This window comes from Sulfobacillus sp. TH-112 (genome assembly GCF_057473405.1).
Genome location: NZ_JBYCKN010000145.1, coordinates 1 through 17,349 on the forward strand (window position 1 = coordinate 1; position 17,349 = coordinate 17,349).

The window sequence follows — 17,349 nt, forward strand, 5'->3', positions numbered from 1 at the left end:
CGAAAAAGATTGTCCGAGTGAGATTCACACCGTACGGGCTGATACTGTACAAATACTTTGGCGCATCAGTCACACGAAAAATGTGGGTAATGATTAGGCTTTAAAGATAGGTGGAGGCAGGAGTTTCTTGCTTGTGCCGATCCTTGGGTTATTGCTTATGCTAAGGTTATCGGGGGAACGGTAGTTACTATGGAACAGCCGGCAAGCGTTGGAGCCAAGGTGAAGATTCCTGACATTTGCGGCGCCGTATTGGTACCGTGGATTGACACCTATAGTATGTTGCGTAGTTTGAGTGTACACCTTCGGTACGTTTAGCTATGACATTATGACTTTAGGGTTTTCCCATGACGGGCTCTAGGTGACGGGACATCCCCTTTCTCATTGCGGCCCCAAGGCCCGCGTTGCTGAACTGAAGCAGATTACGTTAAATGGCATCCCGGGCTTTGCATTATAACCATGGATGCCATCTATCAATGTCTGTGGTTCGCGTCCATCAGAAACTTCTAAAGCGTGGATTACCGGTCATTGAGGCATTGGAAGAAGAACCGTTAGGAAGAAAAGCCGACGCTATCTTACGCCTTAATCCCTAACCATGAAGCATCTTCATAAAGACGCTAATACGGTCCAACTTTCTCCGCCATTGATGGTCTCCCAGATATGCTGCTCACCCGCCATATAACCTGTTTGAGGACCTACTAAGACAATCAAGGTCGGATGTTGAGTCGGAACGGTTTGTCGCAACCACTCTTTTTTTGAGGCATTGTAGGTTAAAAGATCCACCTTTCCATCCGGAAGACTCGCCAACACCCATTGGGTCTCAGATGACCAATAAGCCGCCGTAGACTCTCGAGAGCCGAGAAGGGATCCCGTTAATCCGGTGGACGGCAAATCTAAAGACCTCCAATGGATACCCGCATCAGTCGTGAACTCATCGACGGCAAGGTCCTGATCACGCTTTGTCCCTGCCAATACGGTTACGACCGAGGCAGCTTGAGATCCTCTCACGCGAATGGCTGTCGCAAGAGCCCCTAAGGCTTTGACGGGCATTACGAGACTCAAGCGTTGCCATTTAGCACCGCCATCATGGGTGACCAGGATGTCATCGGTCAGTGCCGCATCTTCACTATTCGCCAGCCATGCTGCCTTAGGTCCTGTCATGACAAGAGAGTTCGAACCATCCCATAACTTCACGTGCGTCGCCGTTAGTGTAAAGGTACGACCACCGTTGGTGGTGTAGCCGATGTCCACCCACATCTGACCGGCAGCGGCCTCTTGATACCATTCCGCCATACCGTCGCGCTTATTATAGAAAGACACAGCGATGGGCGTTCCCAATTCGTCCACCTGCGTGGGAATGGCAGACGTATTAACCATCGGCCACGTGCCTGTTTGAATCCAGCGCTGTCCACTGTCCTCAGTTTGGAATATCGCTACATCTTTGGTATTAGAGGCCACCACCACACCTTCTTGCGCCGATTGAAAACTCATGGTCGCAATGTGCCAGGGTCCGCCGGACGCCAATGAAGTCAACCCACTCACGGACGGCGACCGCGGCGCGCTCCCGACTGACTGAGAATGCGACAGCGTATGTACCGTCGTCGGAAGTCGTGCTGTTGATGCTTGGTTTGCCACTCCACACCCCGTCACGATTAGCGATAGCAGTACCGATCCCAGCACTGCAAGACGTTTCCCCATTAACGCTTCCCCCTCGGCTACTAAACGCTCGCGACAATTCCGAGGTTACGTTTCACGCTTACTCAAAAGGGGCCCTCAAACGACGAGAAGAGCCCCGAGGCAAAGTGTAATACTCAATTGGCAGCAAGCTTTGCGGGTGCATGACCGAGAATGCCTTGGTTGAACAAAAAAAGAGCGGGGCCATGTGCCTCGCTCTTATCTGCAGACGCACTACTCTTCTTCGAACCACTCCCGCATGACATCGAACCACTCGTCTTGCCGGACTTCTTCTTGTTGTTCCCGCTTTTCCTCATCCATGGGAGCACCTCCAACGTTGTATTTGATATTATTTTATAAGGCACCTTCCTATTAGTCAGAAAATTTCCGTGAGTCGTAGTCATCTCTACCCGAACAACCACTATTTGTGGGTGAGTAACCTGATTATGTTCTCTCTTGCCCCCCATATTCAGACAACCTACTTCATCCCATCTGTATGTAATTACACCGTAATGGCGCTTAGAAACCTGGGCCTGCGGATGATTCATAACGCGTCCTTCCTGTTTTCCCATCGGCTTCGAAACTCGCGGCGCATCTCAGCCATAACCGTATCAGCCGAGGATAGTTCGGGACCAAATCCCCAAAACAATACCGTACCGGCAAGTTTTATCCAACGGCCATGATGTGGGCCCGGTTCACCAGAGATCCCTAAGGCACGCATTAAGTTCTGATGAATTCGTCGGCGAATCCCATCGAGCTCCTCGTCGCTCTCCATATCAATTCCGTAGGACCATCCCATTTCAACGGCCCATGCAACCAAAACGAACGAGAGAACAGGCCCCCCGACTACCATCCCCGCTGGTCCGGCCACCATAGCCACTGCACTTTCTCCCAAAAGCCAGCGTCTCCAATATTCCCGCAATCGGCTCACCCGCTCTTCGACAACCACCGACGGCAGTTCCGCCACGTCCGCGAGCGTATAGACATGATAGCCGCGTCGTGCATACCAATCCAACACGCGCTTTTGTCCATGCCAGGTCATGGCCCACCGAATACTGCGTTGACCCATGTGATCGAGTACTGGGGAATAGATCGGCATCCGCGACACCCGAAGCCACCTCCGTCACCGGTAGCATATGTTAGGATAGTGCTATGAGAAGCTTTTCCGCAGGAAAGTGGCACGTCATCTTGAGGAGGACACGTCATGGGATTTGGACCCAAACCCTCGTCCGTCACAGCCGGTGTTCAAGCGGTGCGCGACTTAATCGAACTCTTATATCCGGAGCGCGCCAGCAAAAACACATTGAAGGTGTTAGAAGACACCACCCGCGCCCTATTGACCGCCAAAGTTCCATTATCCTTTGAAAATATGGACCGATTTTGGCGGGACGTAGCGTGGAGACAGTTTGTCTTAGCCCGAATCGAAACCGACCGGGAAGGTCCCTGGGACGCCTATCCCGCCACGGGCGTTTCGCCCGCCACCGTCGATCAAAACTTTGGATGGCTCATTGATGACCGCCTCAATAGCGGCAGCGACTGGGAGATCGAGAGCGATGACTAGCCGACGATTCAACGCCACCCTGCAACGTCTCTCAAGGAGGCCTTAGCCGTGCAAGAACAATTCACTGCCCGCATGATGGCACGATATCAGCGCCAGATGGTCTTACCCGAGGTGGGATTACAAGGTCAAGAACAACTCATGAATAGTCGTGTGCTTTTTGTCGGGGCGGGCGCCTTAGGTTCTGCTGCCGCCGTTTACCTGGCCGCCGCAGGTGTTGGCACCATCGGCATCGTTGACGGAGATACAGTCGAACTATCGAACTTACATCGCCAAATTCTGCACGATGAGACCCATATCGGCGACTTCAAAACCCACTCGGCGCACGAACGGCTCGAAACCATCAATCCGCACGTGCAGATTCTTGAGCATCGGGAGTTTCTGACGCGTACCAATGCTTTCGACCTTTTCGCACAATATGACCTCATTATTAATGGCAGCGATAATTTCCCCACCCGTTATCTCGTCAATGATGCCGCAGTGCTGCTCCATAAGCCGCTTATCGATGCGGCCATCTTGCGGTTTGAAGGACAGCTCGCCGTATATCGTCCCGGTCATGGCTGCTATCGGTGCCTTTTCCCCGTGCCACCAGATCCCGGAACGGTGCCTGACTGTGCCCTGGCTGGGGTGTTCGGCGCAGTGGCAGGAGTGATGGGTAGCATGCAGGCCGTGGAAGCATTAAAAATGTGTCTTCATTTATCTATACCGGATAAGAGCGTCTTTATGATCTATGATGCCCTCTCTGGAGAGTGGCAACGAATGCCCTTTGATCAGCGGCCGACGTGTGACCTATGCGGAGACCATCCTTCCATTACCGCGCTGGTGGATTATGAAGCCTTTTGTGGGATAGAAGGCCATCCACCGCTCCTGCCACAGGCGCCTTCGGAAAAAACGCCTACCGTCTCCATTGAGGAAGCCCGACAACTCCTACAACAACCCGGCACCCGGATGGTGGATGTTCGCAGTGCACTCGAATTTTCATCTGGGCACGTCCCTAATGCCGAGAATTATCCGCTCGAGGACCTGGATCGCTTCGTCGCGGAAGCTATTGAGGGCCCCGTCATTGTGATGTGTGCCGCTGGAATTCGCAGCGCCTATGCATCCCAATATCTCCGGTCTAAGGGGATTGAAGCCTTTAGCGTGTCGGGGGGTACCAGCCTATGGCACACGCGCGGCGAAGCCTGGACACGTAGCTAATGCCCTGCCTTCGCCGCCTAGTCTAGAGTCCTTGCACTCCCGCCACCAAGCGTTCGATATCTTCAGCGGTGTTAAAAGCTGCAAACGACAAGCGGATTCCATGACGAGAGGATGACGCCTTCGCGATCACATTTCTCTCATACAGCCAGTCAAAGAGCCCCGAGCCAATGGGATGACAGGTCACCGCCATCAGCGCAGTACTACGATATTCTCCACAAGGGACGTCTTGAACGGTAAGCCCCTCCACCCGATTCAGCCTCTCCCGAGCCTCGTTGGCGAGACTTTGCTGGTAATCGCGATGATGCATAAATCCCTCTTCATCGAAATAGTCCCAGGTAATTGACCAAGCCGCAATTCGAGGCCAACTGCGCGTTCCAAACTCCAAACTGTCTCCGGACTCGCTATAGGATGAAAAGGGCCCTTTTTCCAGTTGCTTCACATCCATTTGATAGTCCTCTAGGGGCCATCGCGTCGCCAGTTCATCCCGGCGTTTATGGCTCACCCACAGACCGGCCCATCCCGCCGGCGCCATCATCCACTTATGGCCACAAAACACATAATAGTCTGCTCCCAGTGCTTCGGGCTGAACGATGACATTCCCTAAGGCCTGGGCACCATCCACCACCAGTCGACAGTCTGGCCACTTATGCACCACCTCGGCACAAGCCGCAACGGGCAGTTCCCAACCGGTAAGATAGGAGACGTGGCTCATCACCACCATACGTGTCCGTTCATTGATGGCCTCCTGCAGTTGCGTCAAAAGGCCTCTGGTGCTGTCTACGTCGAGTACGCGAACCTTGACATCAAAGCGCCGCATAATGGATGAAAGCAGCAGTACCACCGCACCATGTTCATGACTGGTGGTAATGATCTCATCCTGAGGAGCAAAGCGCGTACCCCATAATATTCTCAAAAGAGACTCGCTGTTATTTTCTACAATGCTCACCACACCACCCGGCATAGCGCGTTCTACCCGCTCTGCAAAACGGCGAACTGACCCTTTGGCGCTCAGGTAGTGCATATGGAAACCTGCTCCGGCTTCCACCCATTCCAGTTCACTAGCGGCTGCAGCCGCGAGGGCCGTACTCGGTGTCGGACCGAGCGTCCCCGCGTTAAGATAGGTAGAATTGGTGGCGGCGGGAATCAGTAATTTCAAGTCGTACCCGTACACGGCCTACTCCTTTCCTACTACCAGCGTTTTCGATACCCGCCCAGAGCGTGGTCCTTCCACCATGACCTCAATCTCTTTTCGGCCCATGACTCGCACCGTCCATTCTGCGTGAGCTCTCTGGCTGTGCGGAGGCGCCCAGGAATCCTGAACGGCGTAGCCGTCCAATTGTCCGAGGTCCGTCGGGGTTTTGCCGGACACTATCTCGAGGTCCCCTAAAAGGTGGCATCGAAGCCCTTCTAACAAAAGGTCCTGCCCTTTCTCGGTGCTGGAGGTGGGCAAAAACCCAGCGTTTGTCACTTCCGCAGTCACCCGATATAACTGATCTCCTAATGGGGCGGCCTCCACATGAGAGAGGACCAAACGGGGTGTAGAAAGGCCCAGACGAGTCAAGAATCCGCTGACATGGGCGCATTCCTCTCCCAAGAAATTTATGGGAGGATTTTGCACCACAAACTTCGGATTGAGGCCCCCGATTTCCACCGTGCCAAAGTCCGGATGGTCAAACGGCGCCCACGGAAATACCCCGTCTTCCGGCACTTCTTTCGAAACCCACTCATAAATTTTTCGGTCATCTTCCGCCTCTTGCTCGTAGGTGAGTTCCATTAATTTTCTCACCCCATATTCGGCATAGCCCCGGGCCCCCGCATGTTTGGGAAGATTCCATATTTCTACGGTGAAACTCAAGACGCCAAAGTGATCGTACATCCAATCATCCGCAGCCCCGGGCATTAACACTTTTTCATGCCCAGAGGCAAAAATATGATAATTCGAATCGGCCTCATAACCACTAACCTGCTTTCCCATGAGGGCCACCTGAGTAAAAAGCAAGCGATCTGTTTCTGAAAGCACTGTGTCCTCTCCGGTCGATGGCTGACGCAAAATCACACCGCCCGAGGTATGCAAGGCCACATAAGCCGCAATATTGCGATGGGAATGAATAAACGCCGCCAGGTTACGCAGTTCCGGCTCTGACAGAGGAAATGGGCCGGCGCCTGCTTGGCCACGTTCCCCAGCCCAGCGAATGGGGAAATTGCGGTTAAAGTCCATCCCTTGTCGCCGCGCGGATTTTGCATGAGCCCAGACCGGGAATTCTCCCGAGGACGACGTTTTCTCTATCCGCCCCTCAGGAAATACATGATAGTATCGCCCCCCCATTTCCCCGGGGTATCGGCGACGCATGACGCGACTATCCAGATCATCAATCGCATAAGCCCCATCCTCTGCCGGAATCCGCATCGTCAAGATGTGCCCGTCTCCATTGATATCCTCTGGAACAAATCCTTCCGGCGGCTCGGAGTACGGATATATATGCGGACTGGATCGCACCCGATGTGGTGTGGTGAGATAGAGTTCCGCCCCGTCGACCGAGATGCGGGGGACAACATAGACCGTATGCTCATCCAAAAGGGCTGTCGCTTCGGGATTTTGACCATAGTTCTCGAGACACCATTGAACCCAATACATGGCCACCGAATTCCCGGCCACTTCCCCCGCATGAATGTTGGCGTCCACAAATACCGCCGACTTCGTCTCTGGATTGCCGCCTGCCCGTTGCGTGATGGTGACCCCCGCCATATCACGCCCCTGGCGGCTCTGCCCTATCACCTCAACCGTCATTAGATCAGGATAGTGCGCTTCCAGTGTCCGTAACTCCGTCCACATTTCGTCATATGTCCAATATTTTGCTTTAGCCATCTATGTACCTCCCCGTCGCCATCAATATGATTACCTTTTCTCGTCGCGCAGGGCGAATTCCTGCCCACCACAGATCTCATCTTCGAATTTCGTCATCCCCACTGAAATCCCACATCGCCCAGGTTTCACTCTCTTCGTCCCCGACAAATCTCACGATCATTCGACAATTGTTATCATCTCTTTCATATCCTTGTGATATAATCGCGAAACACGAAAGGGGCGCTATGGATGCCAAGCCACGCACGTCGACAACGAAAGGTTCGCTGGCCACGACTCATTGCCATATTCGTCATCGCTGTTTTCATCGTAGGCGTTGGAGCAGCGTATCATTTCTATCGGTCGGCGGGACAAAGCTTGGCGGATCAAGCCAAAAACTCTGGTGCCTTTCACGGGCGGATCAATATCTTATTATTAGGGGAAGGCCTCATTCAAGATGGAAGCCATGACGTATTAAACAACCCCAATTTGCCGGATCAGTCGGATGTCATGATGCTCATTAGTATTGATACCAAAACAGATCAAGCCAGCCTCCTCTCCGTACCACGGGACTCCGAAATCGATTTGCCACAAGCCGGTGGGCTCAATAAAATTAATGATGCCAACTTCGTCGGAGGGCCCACGTTGGCCGTTAAAGTGGTGTCAAAAACTGTGGGTGTGCCGATTAACTTTTACGCTGAAACCACCATTGTGAACTTCGCGCAAATCATTAATGATATTGGTGGTCTCACGGTGGATGTGCCGTATGCCATGAATTACGGAAACTCCAACACGGCCGCTGCCAAATTTTTGGATATTCATCTGAAAGCCGGAGTACAGCATTTAGACGGCCAGCAAGTGGTGGAGTTTGTTCGATTCCGCGAGGAAGCTCTCGGCGATATTGGTCGGATTCAACAGGAACAATACATTGTGAAACTCATTCTCAAAAAAGTGCTGCAACCGAGCGAGATTTCCCATCTCCCTCAAGTCATTTCCCTGTTACGCAAGGACATCACGAAAACCAACCTCACGACGGAACAACTCATCCAGCTCGGCCTCCTCGGCTCCCATGTGAAGTTAAATCAAATTCGCTATGCCACCTTACCCGGTTTGCCACAAACTATTAACGGCATCGACTACTGGAAACTGGATACCAACCTCATCCCGGTACTGCGTAACGATATTCTCTTAGATCGATTGCCCATCAGTGAGCGCAAACACATCAATATCATTGTGCGCTCCGGAACCAATTCGCTCACGCCCGCTGACACCCTGGCCCAATGGCTCAAATCTGAAGGGTTCTCTGTCAATGAGGTGATTTGGGCTAACCAGCACGACCATGTTTCGAATACGGTGGAAGATTATACCGGTGACAAATATCTTGCCGGACGCCTAGCCAATGCTCTCGGGCCATCAAAGGACACCACAATCGAGGAAATTCCCTACCATGATGTTCCCGGCGTCGATATGGTAATCACCGTGGGAAGCGACTTTCACCTCAACCCCAAGGCGAAGATATAATCGTGACCGAGAATACATTGCTATTCAACAAGAGCTGCGCTCAATAATTGACGTTCTAGCTTCGAAAAGCGCATGATACTAAGGACACTTGTCCCCATCGCCATTATCGATGAGATGGGTTGACAGTAAGGAGCCGTGATTCGTGCGCATCGGATGCCATTTAAGCATTGCTAAGGGATTTTCAACCGCGGTAAAAATCGCCCCGACCTTAGGGGCCAATGCATTTCAATACTTCACTAAGAATCCGCGGGGATTTCGTAACGCCAAGCCGTTAGATCGAGCAGACGCGGAGCGCGGTCGACAATTAATGCAAGAATTAGACTTAGTGGCTGTGGGGCATACCCCCTATTTAATCAATTTAGCCAGCCCGGACGACGGTCTTTTTGAGACCTCGATCGACGCATTAGTCCAGGATTTAGTGATTGCTGAAGCTCGGGGTAGCTATGGGGTTGTGGTGCATTGTGGCAAACCGAAAGAACAGGGACGTGAGTATGGTATAGAACGCATGCGTGAGGGGATCCGGAGCGTGCTTGAAAAGAACGAGACCGCAGGGGTGCGTATTCTCATCGAAAATACCGCCGGTCAAGGATCCGAAATTGGTACCACGCTCGAGGAACTTCTAACGCTAGTGGAGCCCTTTTCGCAAGATCTCGTAGGGATTTGCCTCGATACCCAACACGCATTTGGTTCAGGAATGATGACGCGCGAGAACCCGAGTGCATTTATCGGATTCGATACCCCAGCCTTTATGGAGCGTCTCCATGCCATTCATCTCAATGATAGTAAGGTGCCCTTTAATGCACGTAAGGACCGCCATGAGCTCATCGGCAAAGGGGAATTGGGGCTCGTCGCGATTACGCAAATTGTGAACGATTCGCGGCTCAAAGACATTCCCTTTTATTTAGAAACACCGGTGGACAAGGAAAGTCAGTATGCCGAAGAAATTGAGCTTGTGAAGTCGTTGCTTCATTAATTTTATTTGTCGGGAGGACCTATGGCGGCTCGCATTATATTGAACCCCATTGCCGGTAACGGCAAGGCCCAACAACTGTTTGATAATATTCGTGCTTCGATTCCTCAAGACGTGGAGGTCGTCACGACGAGAGGTCCCGGGCATGCGACAGAGCTTGCTCGGGAAGTCGCCGGACAGGATAACATGACCGTCATCTCCTTAGGCGGTGACGGCACTCATCACGAAGTCATTAATGGTCTCATGCCCGAGGGGAAGGCGATCTTTGCTGTCCTGCCGGCAGGAACCGGCAATGACTTTGTGCGCACTCTCTCCTATCCAAAGGCTCCAGAGGAGATGCTCAAGGTTGCCTTGAATGGTGCTGCCGTTCCCATCGACATCGGGCAAGTGAACGACCAATACTTCCTCACCGTCTCTGGGGTGGGATTTGATGCTGAGGTCGCAGGATGGGTCAATCAACATGGAAAAAGCGGGAATGGCACCTGGGTATTTATCCGTGCTATTCTTCGCCACCTGGCCCGCTATCAGTCCGCCACGATGACGGTCAATGTCGAAGGCGCGTATCGTTCCGAAAAGACCTTCCTGATTGCCTGTGGCATTACCCCATATTATGCTGGTGGAATGAAAGTCTGCCCCGAAGCGGTGGTGGATGATGGCCTCTTTCATGTTGTCTGGGTCAAAGATTTACCGCGCATCGGTGTCCTACCTCTCTTGGCTAAAGTGTTCCGTGGAACACACATTACCCATCCCGTCGTCAAGTCCTTTCAGGCCGAAGCATTAACCGTCGATGGCCCAGCCAGCATGCTAGTCCATGCCGATGGAGAAATTGTGGGGCACTTGCCCGTCACATTCACGGTATTAAAAAAGGCCATTCGTGTGCGTATGGGGCACTCGTAAATGGATCGCTGGCCGAAAGAGTATCCATCCTTTCTTTGGGGGACAGCGACCTCAAGTCACCAAATCGAAGGAAATCAAACCAATGACTGGACCCAGTTTGAACACACGGGCCACGGCACCGAGCCATCCCTGTTAGCCCTTGATCACTGGAATCGTTATGAAGAGGACTTCGATCTATTACAGCAGCTAGGGATCAATAGTTATCGCTTTTCGTTGGAATGGAGTCGCATCGAACCACGTCCGGGAGAATTTGACGCGAAGGCCATCGATCACTATCGCGCCATGATTCTCTCGCTAAAGCGCCGCCATATCATGCCGCTAATGACCCTACACCACTTTACGCTTCCTATCTGGGTTGCCGAGCGCGGAGGGTTTCTTCATCCCGAGGGGGCCCTTTGGTTTAAGCGCTATGTTGACACGGTCATGGACGCTCTGGGCGATTTGGTCGACCTATATGTGACGATTAACGAACCTTTGGTCTTCACCGTCATGGGGTATATTATTGGTATTTGGCCGCCTGCCTTACACGGATTTCGTCGCGCATTCAAACTGATCGATCGTCTTGCAGAAATCCATAAAGTGGCTTACACCACCATCAAAGAGAAAAAACCCTTAGCATGGGTGGGCCTTGCCCACCATCTCATTGCGTTTCATCCCTGGCGGCACGCGGGGCTGGATTTGGCCATGACCGGATTGGTGCGATACCTGATGAACGACCGCTTTATCGCCATGATCGAACCGTATGAAGATTTTCTCGGCGTCAACTATTATACCCGACAATATATCCGTTTTTCTCACGGCCTGCACCCCATTCAAGCTCGTCCGGAAAATCCCCAGTCCAGCCTTGGATGGGAGATTTATCCCGAGGGACTTTCTGAGGTGCTGACGCGTTTAAAGCGTTATCAAAAACCGATGATTATCACGGAAAATGGCATTTCTACGCTGGACGATGCGCAACGCACCGCCTATATCGAAGGCCATCTTAACGCCATTTCAGACTCGCAGCGTGCAGGTCTTCCGATACGGGGATACTATTATTGGTCGGCCTTTGATAACTTTGAATGGGCAGAAGGGTACGGCCCACGCTTTGGACTCATCCATATTGATTACGATTCCCTCAAACGTACTATGCGAGCCAGTGGCGAATACTACCGTACCATCATTCAAGCGAGTGGCGATAGCTACCCCATTATCGTACCGCAAGCGTCCAAGTGATGGGCTTGCCATCTTTAAAACAAGATTTGTACTCGTCGTCAGACAGTTGAAGGTTCTCATGAAAAGCCATGAGGATATCATTTGAAATGAGCGGATGCCAGTCAATGGCCGCTTCATAGGCTTCTCCCAACTTCGTGCGAGTCTCTTCGGGCATGGGCAGTTCGCGAATCTGGCAGGACAAGAACGTGATCGTCCTCTCGCTACGGACGGTAGCTTCCTGAGGAAGATTCTCTTCGAGATGATGCTGGCGGAGAACCTCAGCCGCCTCGATGACATCTACGCGTCCGCGACGCTCCCCCAGGCGCACTTCAAAATGACCCATACGAATGGGGAAAATATCGCGAGGCCATGTACTCAGCACCGCCAATATTTGATCCCGGAGCACGCTCTCCTCGGTTTCCAACTCTTTCATTTCTCGCCGTATATGTCCCATACGATTCACGAGCTGTATGAGTTCCAAGGTCACCTTGGGCTTCGCTCCACTCTCTTTCATAGGTCGTCCCCCCTCGTCTATAAATAAGAGAGAAGAGAAAAAATATACCTAGGATGGAGACAAAATCCGCTCCGGATTCAAAACCAGTGGCCCATCGCGCCGGACTGACACCGTCGCGTATTGCTCTTTATGGAGTACCACCGTGCGTTCCCCATCGAGGGTGAGACTCCCCCCCTCTTCACCACACGAAAGTACCACTGGCACATCAAGGGCGATGCGTTCACAGTGTGTGACAAAAAAATCTGCCATCAATCCCGGCGCCAATACCGCCGATGTTTTAGCCTCGCCCTCCCCGAGGATAAGATGAAGCGCCGCATCCTCGCTAAAGGAGATAGGTTCTCGATAGCCACCCACGTTGGATAAACCGGGGCGCACAGGGTCAGCTACCGCAAGCACCAATTCCCGCACATCGCGCGGATCCCAAATGGCCATCGCTCCGGTATAGTTTTGTCGGGTCAACGCCACATCGATCAGAGCCAACTCTTCGTGACCACTCGGCAGTTGTATGTGACACACCTTGGATCGGTCGCCTACCTCCTCCGGATCTCGTTGGTCGGCAAGATAGCGGGCAACGGCATAGCCGCCCGCTGTTTGATCCCCTAAATAACACGCCACGTTATTGGTGCCTCCCGCAATGGGCAAGACGGGCACTGGCGGATGCGCTTGGGCGACATTACGCTGAGTCCCATCTCCTCCCACCACAATGAGAGCGTTAGCTCCTGCTTCCACGAGGTGCCCCGTCCACAGCACGGTTGAGTCCTCTTCTATGCGCGGCAACGGAACCAGACGAATCGGCACGGTATTCCCTAGTTCTGATTTCAGCCAGGCAAAAAATCCGCTCCGATCGTCAGGGAGGAGGACTTCAATCCCCGATACCGCAGTCATCCCCGCAATAATGCGCTTCGCGACCAACGCTTTTTCGGGCCCCGACTGCAGCGAGGCAAAGGCCACCAAGCGACGAATGTCGCGCCCCGCCATGGGATTAATAATGAGGCCGATAGCCTTTTTCGACGTCATGGAATGAGAGCCGCCTGAACGTTTAACTTTTCCAGCGTGGCCGCGAGCATCGCTTGTTCCTCATCACCTAATGACTCTAAGAGTCGTCTGACCCACTCTAGCTGCCGCTGGCGTTCCGCTTGCAACTGCTCACGCCCACTGTCCGTCAATCTCAACCACACAATGCGCCGATCTTGGGGGTCGCGCTCCTTAAGCAATAAGCCTCGACGGTCTAACGAGTCAAGCGCACGGGTCGCCGTCGGTCCGGCAATGCGTAAAAGACCTGCCATGGCCATGGCGGTAATCGGCTGCACCTCATCTAAGATTGCCAATGCTTGGAATTGCGTTGTGGAGATATCATGCTCTCCCTGTTCACGAAATTGTCGTTCAAACTCACGGATTAACTGGAATATCCGCGGAAATATTTCCTCATCCCATGCCACCAGCGCCACCTCGGTATAACCATACCGCTTTTCGAGCACTTAGCCAATCCGGCTGGGATAGTCATCAGGACGCAGGGCATGGAGCACTTGGCGTTTTAAATCGGTAAACTCCCGCGAGAGCCCAAAGTCCCATTGGCGTGGTCGAGGCGCATGCACCCTAATATCAAGCGCGATACGCCCTGGGCGCGCCGACATGACGACCACCCTATCAGCGAGTAAGACCGCTTCTTCCACATCGTGGGTCACAAAAAGAACGGTGGGATGACTCTCCTTCCACATCGCCAGCAAAAACCGTTGCATTTCACTACGGGTCTGCGCGTCGAGTGCCCCAAACGGTTCATCCATTAATAACATCTCCGGATCGGTTAATAGGGCGCGGGCAATCGCGACCCGCTGTTGCATTCCACCCGATAGGTGGTAGGGAGGCGCGTGCTCAAACCCCTCCAATCCCATCACACGGATCATATGGCGTAATTGCTCGCGCTCTATACCGCGTCGTCCTTGCTGAAGGATACTGCCAAAGGCAATGTTATCCTCGACCGTCATCCAGGGTAGAAGCGAGGGCTGTTGAAATACCACCGCCCGCTCTTTCCCTGGACCGGTAATCGGACGATTATCCAAGAGCACCTCGCCCAACGTGGGAAATTCGAATCCCGCCACCAAATTTAAGAGAGTGGTTTTCCCACAGCCGCTCGGCCCCACGACCGACACAAATTCGCCATCGGGTATGACTAGATCAATGTTCTGTAGAGCCAGTACGGACGACGCGATCCCTCCCTGTGCATGGTAATTTTTACTCACCATCCGAAGTGCAATCATCGAGAACCCTTCCCTAATACCGACTCGACAAAGTGCGGATCAACATACTGTGCCATATTGCGGGGAAGCGATGGGATTTGACCGGTTTGATAGAGCCACTGGGCCGCCGAAGTGAGCGACTTGGTCACGAGCGAATTCTTCACGCCAGCCCCCTCGCCAAGCCTCGCAGGCTCAAGCTCTTGAGAAATCGTCGTAAAGCTAAACCCCTCCGTTTGCACCCGAGCTGCGGCGGCACTAATCCCATTGATTTTCCCCATATCTTGATAGGCCTTTTGCGGATGTTGCTCGAAATAGCTCACGCCCATTTGCTCCGCACGAATAAAATCATCGACCAAGGTTTTGTGCCCGGCCGCCCAATGGGCATTGACGACGGCCAAATTAAATATCGGCGCCTCGCGATAGACATCTTGGTCATACATTAAAAAGTGGCCGTCGTCGGCCGCCATATCAGTAGAAAATGGCACCCAGACATAGGCCGCTTGAATTTGTCCCGTCTTCCAAGCCGAGACCATTTCGGTCGGCGACATGTTGATTTCCGTCACACGAGAAATGGGGATGTGGTGCAATTTGAGCGCCGTCTGGAGTTCAAATGGGGACGTTGACCCCTTCACCAGTGCAACGGTTTTCCCTTCGAGTTGGGATAGCCGATGAATTCCACTCGAATTCTTCACCACTAACCCTTCACCCGTGGTATACCGTTCCATCGCCCAGATGACTTCGAGGGGAACCCCTCGCGCAATCGCCGCAGCGGTAGGTGGATTGCCCAACGTCGTCATAAAGTCCAGTTTTCCCGATGCTAGTGCCGTAAGAGCGGCCGGTCCTGACTCAAAATACTCCAAACGCACATTAACCCCTAGCGCCTTTTGAAAATCATGCTGTTCCAGTGCTACCGACTCTGGATCCGGTGCATTTTCATAACCGATGGTGACCGTGCCTGTGAATTTCTGGGCCCCCTGAGCTATGGCAGAGCCACATCCCGCAATGCTGAGCGTCAAGCTCATCGCGCCCCCGAGAGCCACCATGATGCCTAACCTTTTCATCACATGCCTCCCTCACTCTAGGCCTTTCCCTTCCAAGGTACCAGCCGATGTTCGATGGTCCGAATAAGAAGTTCCATCAAATAGCCAATGATGCCAATAAACAAAATACCCACAAAGACGACACCCATTTGTAATTCACCACTCGCGGTTTCAATCATCGCCCCAAGCCCGGTTTGTGATGCAATCATTTCGGCCGCCACGAGACAGGTCCATGCCACGCCGATCCCCACTCTCATGCCGGTAAAGATTTCTGGAAGCGCACTCGGCAAGACCACATAGCGAAAGATTTGCATCCTATTCGCACCGAACACCTCAGCCACCCGCAAGCGGGTCTGCTGGACACTTTTTACACCCGACATCGCGCTGATGATGATAATGGGAATGGTGCAAAAGAAAATCAGCACAAACTTTGAGATTTCTCCAGTACCAAACCACACCACCATCACGGGAATATAGGCCAGTGGCGGTATAGGCCGAAAGAACTGCAAAAGCGGGTCTAAGGCGGAAAATATATAGCGGTTTGACCCCATCCAAAAACCAATTGGTACCCCTACAATGACGGCGGCGATAAATCCCACGGTAATGCGCCCAACACTTGCACCGATATTGTCAAGCAGCGTATAGCCACTATACCCTCGCGTCGCGATGATGATCATTTGATGCAGCACACTTTCAGGCGAGGGCAGGGCCACGGTCGGAAAAATCTTAAGAAACGTCACGAACCACCATAGCGTAATCATCACGAAAGCGACCAACCACGGCACGAATTTATGCATAGGCCGTTCAGTTCGATTGGGTAGTGCAGTCATGACGGGCGCGATGTCGTCATGACTATCCTTGGACATAAAGTATCCCATCTTTGTCCCCTCTCGCCGACCGCCAATAATCCCTGCGTGGGATGGCAAGAATCCGTCTTGACATGCTTTCTTAGGCGTCTTGCAATGAGATGCTGCATCATCTTATGCATCATCTCATGCCTCTGCCACCGTCTTGTCGTATCCTTTTTTTTCCTTCAGTTTCAACGAAGAAATGACAAAGAGAGAGCCAAGAGCGTTACTATTGACGCAGGCCGATTGTCATCGCCCCACTCCACGTCTTCCGTGATCTGCATGAGAGGCGATTGTGTGACCTGACAATCCGGTGAAGAGAGTCGCCACGGCGCAAGAAAACGAGTACACTAAGGGCGTATCCGCATGATGAGGAGGAGCATTGTTGTCGTTAACGTCTGATGTGTTATTAGTACGGCATGGCGAAAGTCAGGGGAACGCTGACGGGCGATTTGCATATCATTCGTGGGACCCTCATCTCACCGAGACAGGAAAGCGGCAAGCGGCCGAGCTTGTGGAACAGTTAAAAGATGCTCCGATCCAACATATTGTCACGAGTCCCCTCATACGGGCGCAAGAAACGGTCGCCCCTTTGGCCGCGCGTCATCACTTGGAACCGCTCATCTTGCCCGATTTATCAGAAGTCAACCTCGGCCTCTGGGACGGCGAACGTCTGGCGGATTTGGAGAGCTCTCGTAACGTGTCGTTTCAAGCGTGGAGGCGCGATCCAGAAGAGAACCCTCCTCCGGGCGGAGAATCGATTTTAACCGTGGGACGGCGGGTACTCGGCATTTTGCAAGACTTCGTTAACCGAAATGGTCCCGGCCTGACTGTTGCCGGCACCCATGCTGATTGTATCA

The 17,349-nt window shown here is 52.8% G+C and carries 17 protein-coding genes and 1 pseudogene; 8 read left to right on the forward strand and 10 right to left on the reverse strand.

The genetic code is table 11. The features are described 5' to 3' along the window. Nucleotides 1–120: 120 nt before the first annotated feature. Nucleotides 121–315 (forward strand): annotated as a pseudogene (locus ACOJWD_RS10285) (DUF4411 family protein); the annotation flags it as partial. 288 nt (nt 316–603) lie between these two features. On the opposite strand, the gene ACOJWD_RS10290 reads toward ACOJWD_RS10285, so the two are convergent. After that, nucleotides 604–1,695: a hypothetical protein gene (locus tag ACOJWD_RS10290; RefSeq protein ID WP_486993143.1), complete on the reverse strand. Its 1,092-nt coding sequence runs from the start codon at nt 1,693–1,695 to the stop codon at nt 604–606. 520 nt (nt 1,696–2,215) lie between these two features. Then, a complete protein-coding gene (locus ACOJWD_RS10295; RefSeq protein ID WP_486993144.1) occupies nt 2,216–2,779 on the reverse strand; it encodes a hypothetical protein in 564 nt (187 codons plus the stop codon). A gap of 96 nt (nt 2,780–2,875) precedes the next feature. Here ACOJWD_RS10295 and ACOJWD_RS10300 point away from each other — a divergent pair, with 96 nt between their 5' ends. Continuing rightward, a complete protein-coding gene (locus tag ACOJWD_RS10300) occupies nt 2,876–3,232 on the forward strand; it encodes a hypothetical protein (protein WP_486993145.1) in 357 nt (118 codons plus the stop codon). Between the two features lie 48 nt (nt 3,233–3,280). Continuing rightward, nucleotides 3,281–4,426: a ThiF family adenylyltransferase gene (locus ACOJWD_RS10305; protein WP_486993146.1), complete on the forward strand. Its 1,146-nt coding sequence runs from the start codon at nt 3,281–3,283 to the stop codon at nt 4,424–4,426. A gap of 22 nt (nt 4,427–4,448) precedes the next feature. Here ACOJWD_RS10305 and ACOJWD_RS10310 read toward each other — a convergent pair whose 3' ends face one another. Both ACOJWD_RS10310 and ACOJWD_RS10315 read right to left on the reverse strand, forming a co-directional pair. Then, nucleotides 4,449–5,597: an aminotransferase class V-fold PLP-dependent enzyme gene (locus tag ACOJWD_RS10310; protein WP_486993147.1), complete on the reverse strand. Its 1,149-nt coding sequence runs from the start codon at nt 5,595–5,597 to the stop codon at nt 4,449–4,451. A 3-nt stretch (nt 5,598–5,600) separates the two neighbouring features. Then, entirely contained in the window at nt 5,601–7,292 is a 1,692-nt protein-coding gene (locus tag ACOJWD_RS10315; RefSeq protein WP_486993148.1) for a M14 family metallopeptidase, read from the reverse strand. 228 nt (nt 7,293–7,520) lie between these two features. Here ACOJWD_RS10315 and ACOJWD_RS10320 point away from each other — a divergent pair, with 228 nt between their 5' ends. From ACOJWD_RS10320 to ACOJWD_RS10335, 4 genes are all read left to right on the forward strand, one after another. Further along, complete coding sequence (locus tag ACOJWD_RS10320) at nt 7,521–8,789, forward strand: LCP family protein (protein ID WP_486993149.1); 1,269 nt, start codon at nt 7,521–7,523, stop codon at nt 8,787–8,789. Nucleotides 8,790–8,931: 142 nt separating this feature from the next. Then, entirely contained in the window at nt 8,932–9,762 is an 831-nt protein-coding gene (locus ACOJWD_RS10325) for a deoxyribonuclease IV (protein ID WP_486993150.1), read from the forward strand. 21 nt (nt 9,763–9,783) lie between these two features. Next, the gene (locus tag ACOJWD_RS10330) at nt 9,784–10,656 is read left to right on the forward strand and encodes a diacylglycerol/lipid kinase family protein (protein ID WP_486993151.1); all 873 of its coding nucleotides are present in this window, start codon (nt 9,784–9,786) and stop codon (nt 10,654–10,656) included. Beyond that, a complete protein-coding gene (locus tag ACOJWD_RS10335; protein WP_486993152.1) occupies nt 10,657–11,871 on the forward strand; it encodes a glycoside hydrolase family 1 protein in 1,215 nt (404 codons plus the stop codon). On the opposite strand, the gene ACOJWD_RS10340 is transcribed toward ACOJWD_RS10335, so the two are convergent. From ACOJWD_RS10340 to ACOJWD_RS10365, 6 genes are read right to left on the reverse strand one after another with little or no spacing between them, the layout of a single operon-like run. Beyond that, nucleotides 11,846–12,364, reverse strand: coding sequence for a hypothetical protein (locus ACOJWD_RS10340; protein ID WP_486993153.1), 519 nt, complete (start codon nt 12,362–12,364; stop codon nt 11,846–11,848). The two genes, ACOJWD_RS10335 and ACOJWD_RS10340, sit on opposite strands and share 26 nt — an antisense overlap. Nucleotides 12,365–12,412: 48 nt before the next feature. Continuing rightward, nucleotides 12,413–13,381: an NAD(+)/NADH kinase gene (locus ACOJWD_RS10345; RefSeq protein ID WP_486993154.1), complete on the reverse strand. Its 969-nt coding sequence runs from the start codon at nt 13,379–13,381 to the stop codon at nt 12,413–12,415. Beyond that, complete coding sequence (locus ACOJWD_RS10350; protein ID WP_486993155.1) at nt 13,378–13,842, reverse strand: MarR family winged helix-turn-helix transcriptional regulator; 465 nt, start codon at nt 13,840–13,842, stop codon at nt 13,378–13,380. Before ACOJWD_RS10350 ends, ACOJWD_RS10345 begins: the two co-directional genes overlap by 4 nt. Next, nucleotides 13,843–14,622: an ABC transporter ATP-binding protein gene (locus ACOJWD_RS10355; RefSeq protein ID WP_486993156.1), complete on the reverse strand. Its 780-nt coding sequence runs from the start codon at nt 14,620–14,622 to the stop codon at nt 13,843–13,845. Next, the gene (locus ACOJWD_RS10360) at nt 14,619–15,662 is read right to left on the reverse strand and encodes a taurine ABC transporter substrate-binding protein (protein ID WP_486993157.1); all 1,044 of its coding nucleotides are present in this window, start codon (nt 15,660–15,662) and stop codon (nt 14,619–14,621) included. Before ACOJWD_RS10360 ends, ACOJWD_RS10355 begins: the two co-directional genes overlap by 4 nt. A gap of 17 nt (nt 15,663–15,679) precedes the next feature. Further along, complete coding sequence (locus tag ACOJWD_RS10365; protein ID WP_486993158.1) at nt 15,680–16,519, reverse strand: ABC transporter permease subunit; 840 nt, start codon at nt 16,517–16,519, stop codon at nt 15,680–15,682. Nucleotides 16,520–16,874: 355 nt separating this feature from the next. On the opposite strand from ACOJWD_RS10365, the gene ACOJWD_RS10370 reads away from it, so the two are divergent. Next, nucleotides 16,875–17,349 (forward strand): histidine phosphatase family protein (locus ACOJWD_RS10370; RefSeq protein WP_486993159.1); only part of this gene is annotated, 475 nt, incomplete at its 3' end.

Excerpts from the sequence above, each read along its gene's own strand:
- ACOJWD_RS10290 (WP_486993143.1), bottom strand. The coding sequence starts at position 1,695 with ATGGGGAAACGTCTTGCAGTGCTGGGATCGGTACTGCTATCGCTAATC.
- ACOJWD_RS10300 (WP_486993145.1), top strand. The coding sequence starts at position 2,876 with ATGGGATTTGGACCCAAACCCTCGTCCGTCACAGCCGGTGTTCAAGCG.
- ACOJWD_RS10315 (WP_486993148.1), bottom strand. The coding sequence starts at position 7,292 with ATGGCTAAAGCAAAATATTGGACATATGACGAAATGTGGACGGAGTTA.
- ACOJWD_RS10320 (WP_486993149.1), top strand. The coding sequence starts at position 7,521 with ATGCCAAGCCACGCACGTCGACAACGAAAGGTTCGCTGGCCACGACTC.
- ACOJWD_RS10330 (WP_486993151.1), top strand. The coding sequence starts at position 9,784 with ATGGCGGCTCGCATTATATTGAACCCCATTGCCGGTAACGGCAAGGCC.
- ACOJWD_RS10335 (WP_486993152.1), top strand. The coding sequence starts at position 10,657 with ATGGATCGCTGGCCGAAAGAGTATCCATCCTTTCTTTGGGGGACAGCG.
- ACOJWD_RS10340 (WP_486993153.1), bottom strand. The coding sequence starts at position 12,364 with ATGAAAGAGAGTGGAGCGAAGCCCAAGGTGACCTTGGAACTCATACAG.
- ACOJWD_RS10345 (WP_486993154.1), bottom strand. The coding sequence starts at position 13,381 with ATGACGTCGAAAAAGGCTATCGGCCTCATTATTAATCCCATGGCGGGG.
- ACOJWD_RS10355 (WP_486993156.1), bottom strand. The coding sequence starts at position 14,622 with ATGATTGCACTTCGGATGGTGAGTAAAAATTACCATGCACAGGGAGGG.
- ACOJWD_RS10360 (WP_486993157.1), bottom strand. The coding sequence starts at position 15,662 with ATGAAAAGGTTAGGCATCATGGTGGCTCTCGGGGGCGCGATGAGCTTG.
- ACOJWD_RS10365 (WP_486993158.1), bottom strand. The coding sequence starts at position 16,519 with ATGGGATACTTTATGTCCAAGGATAGTCATGACGACATCGCGCCCGTC.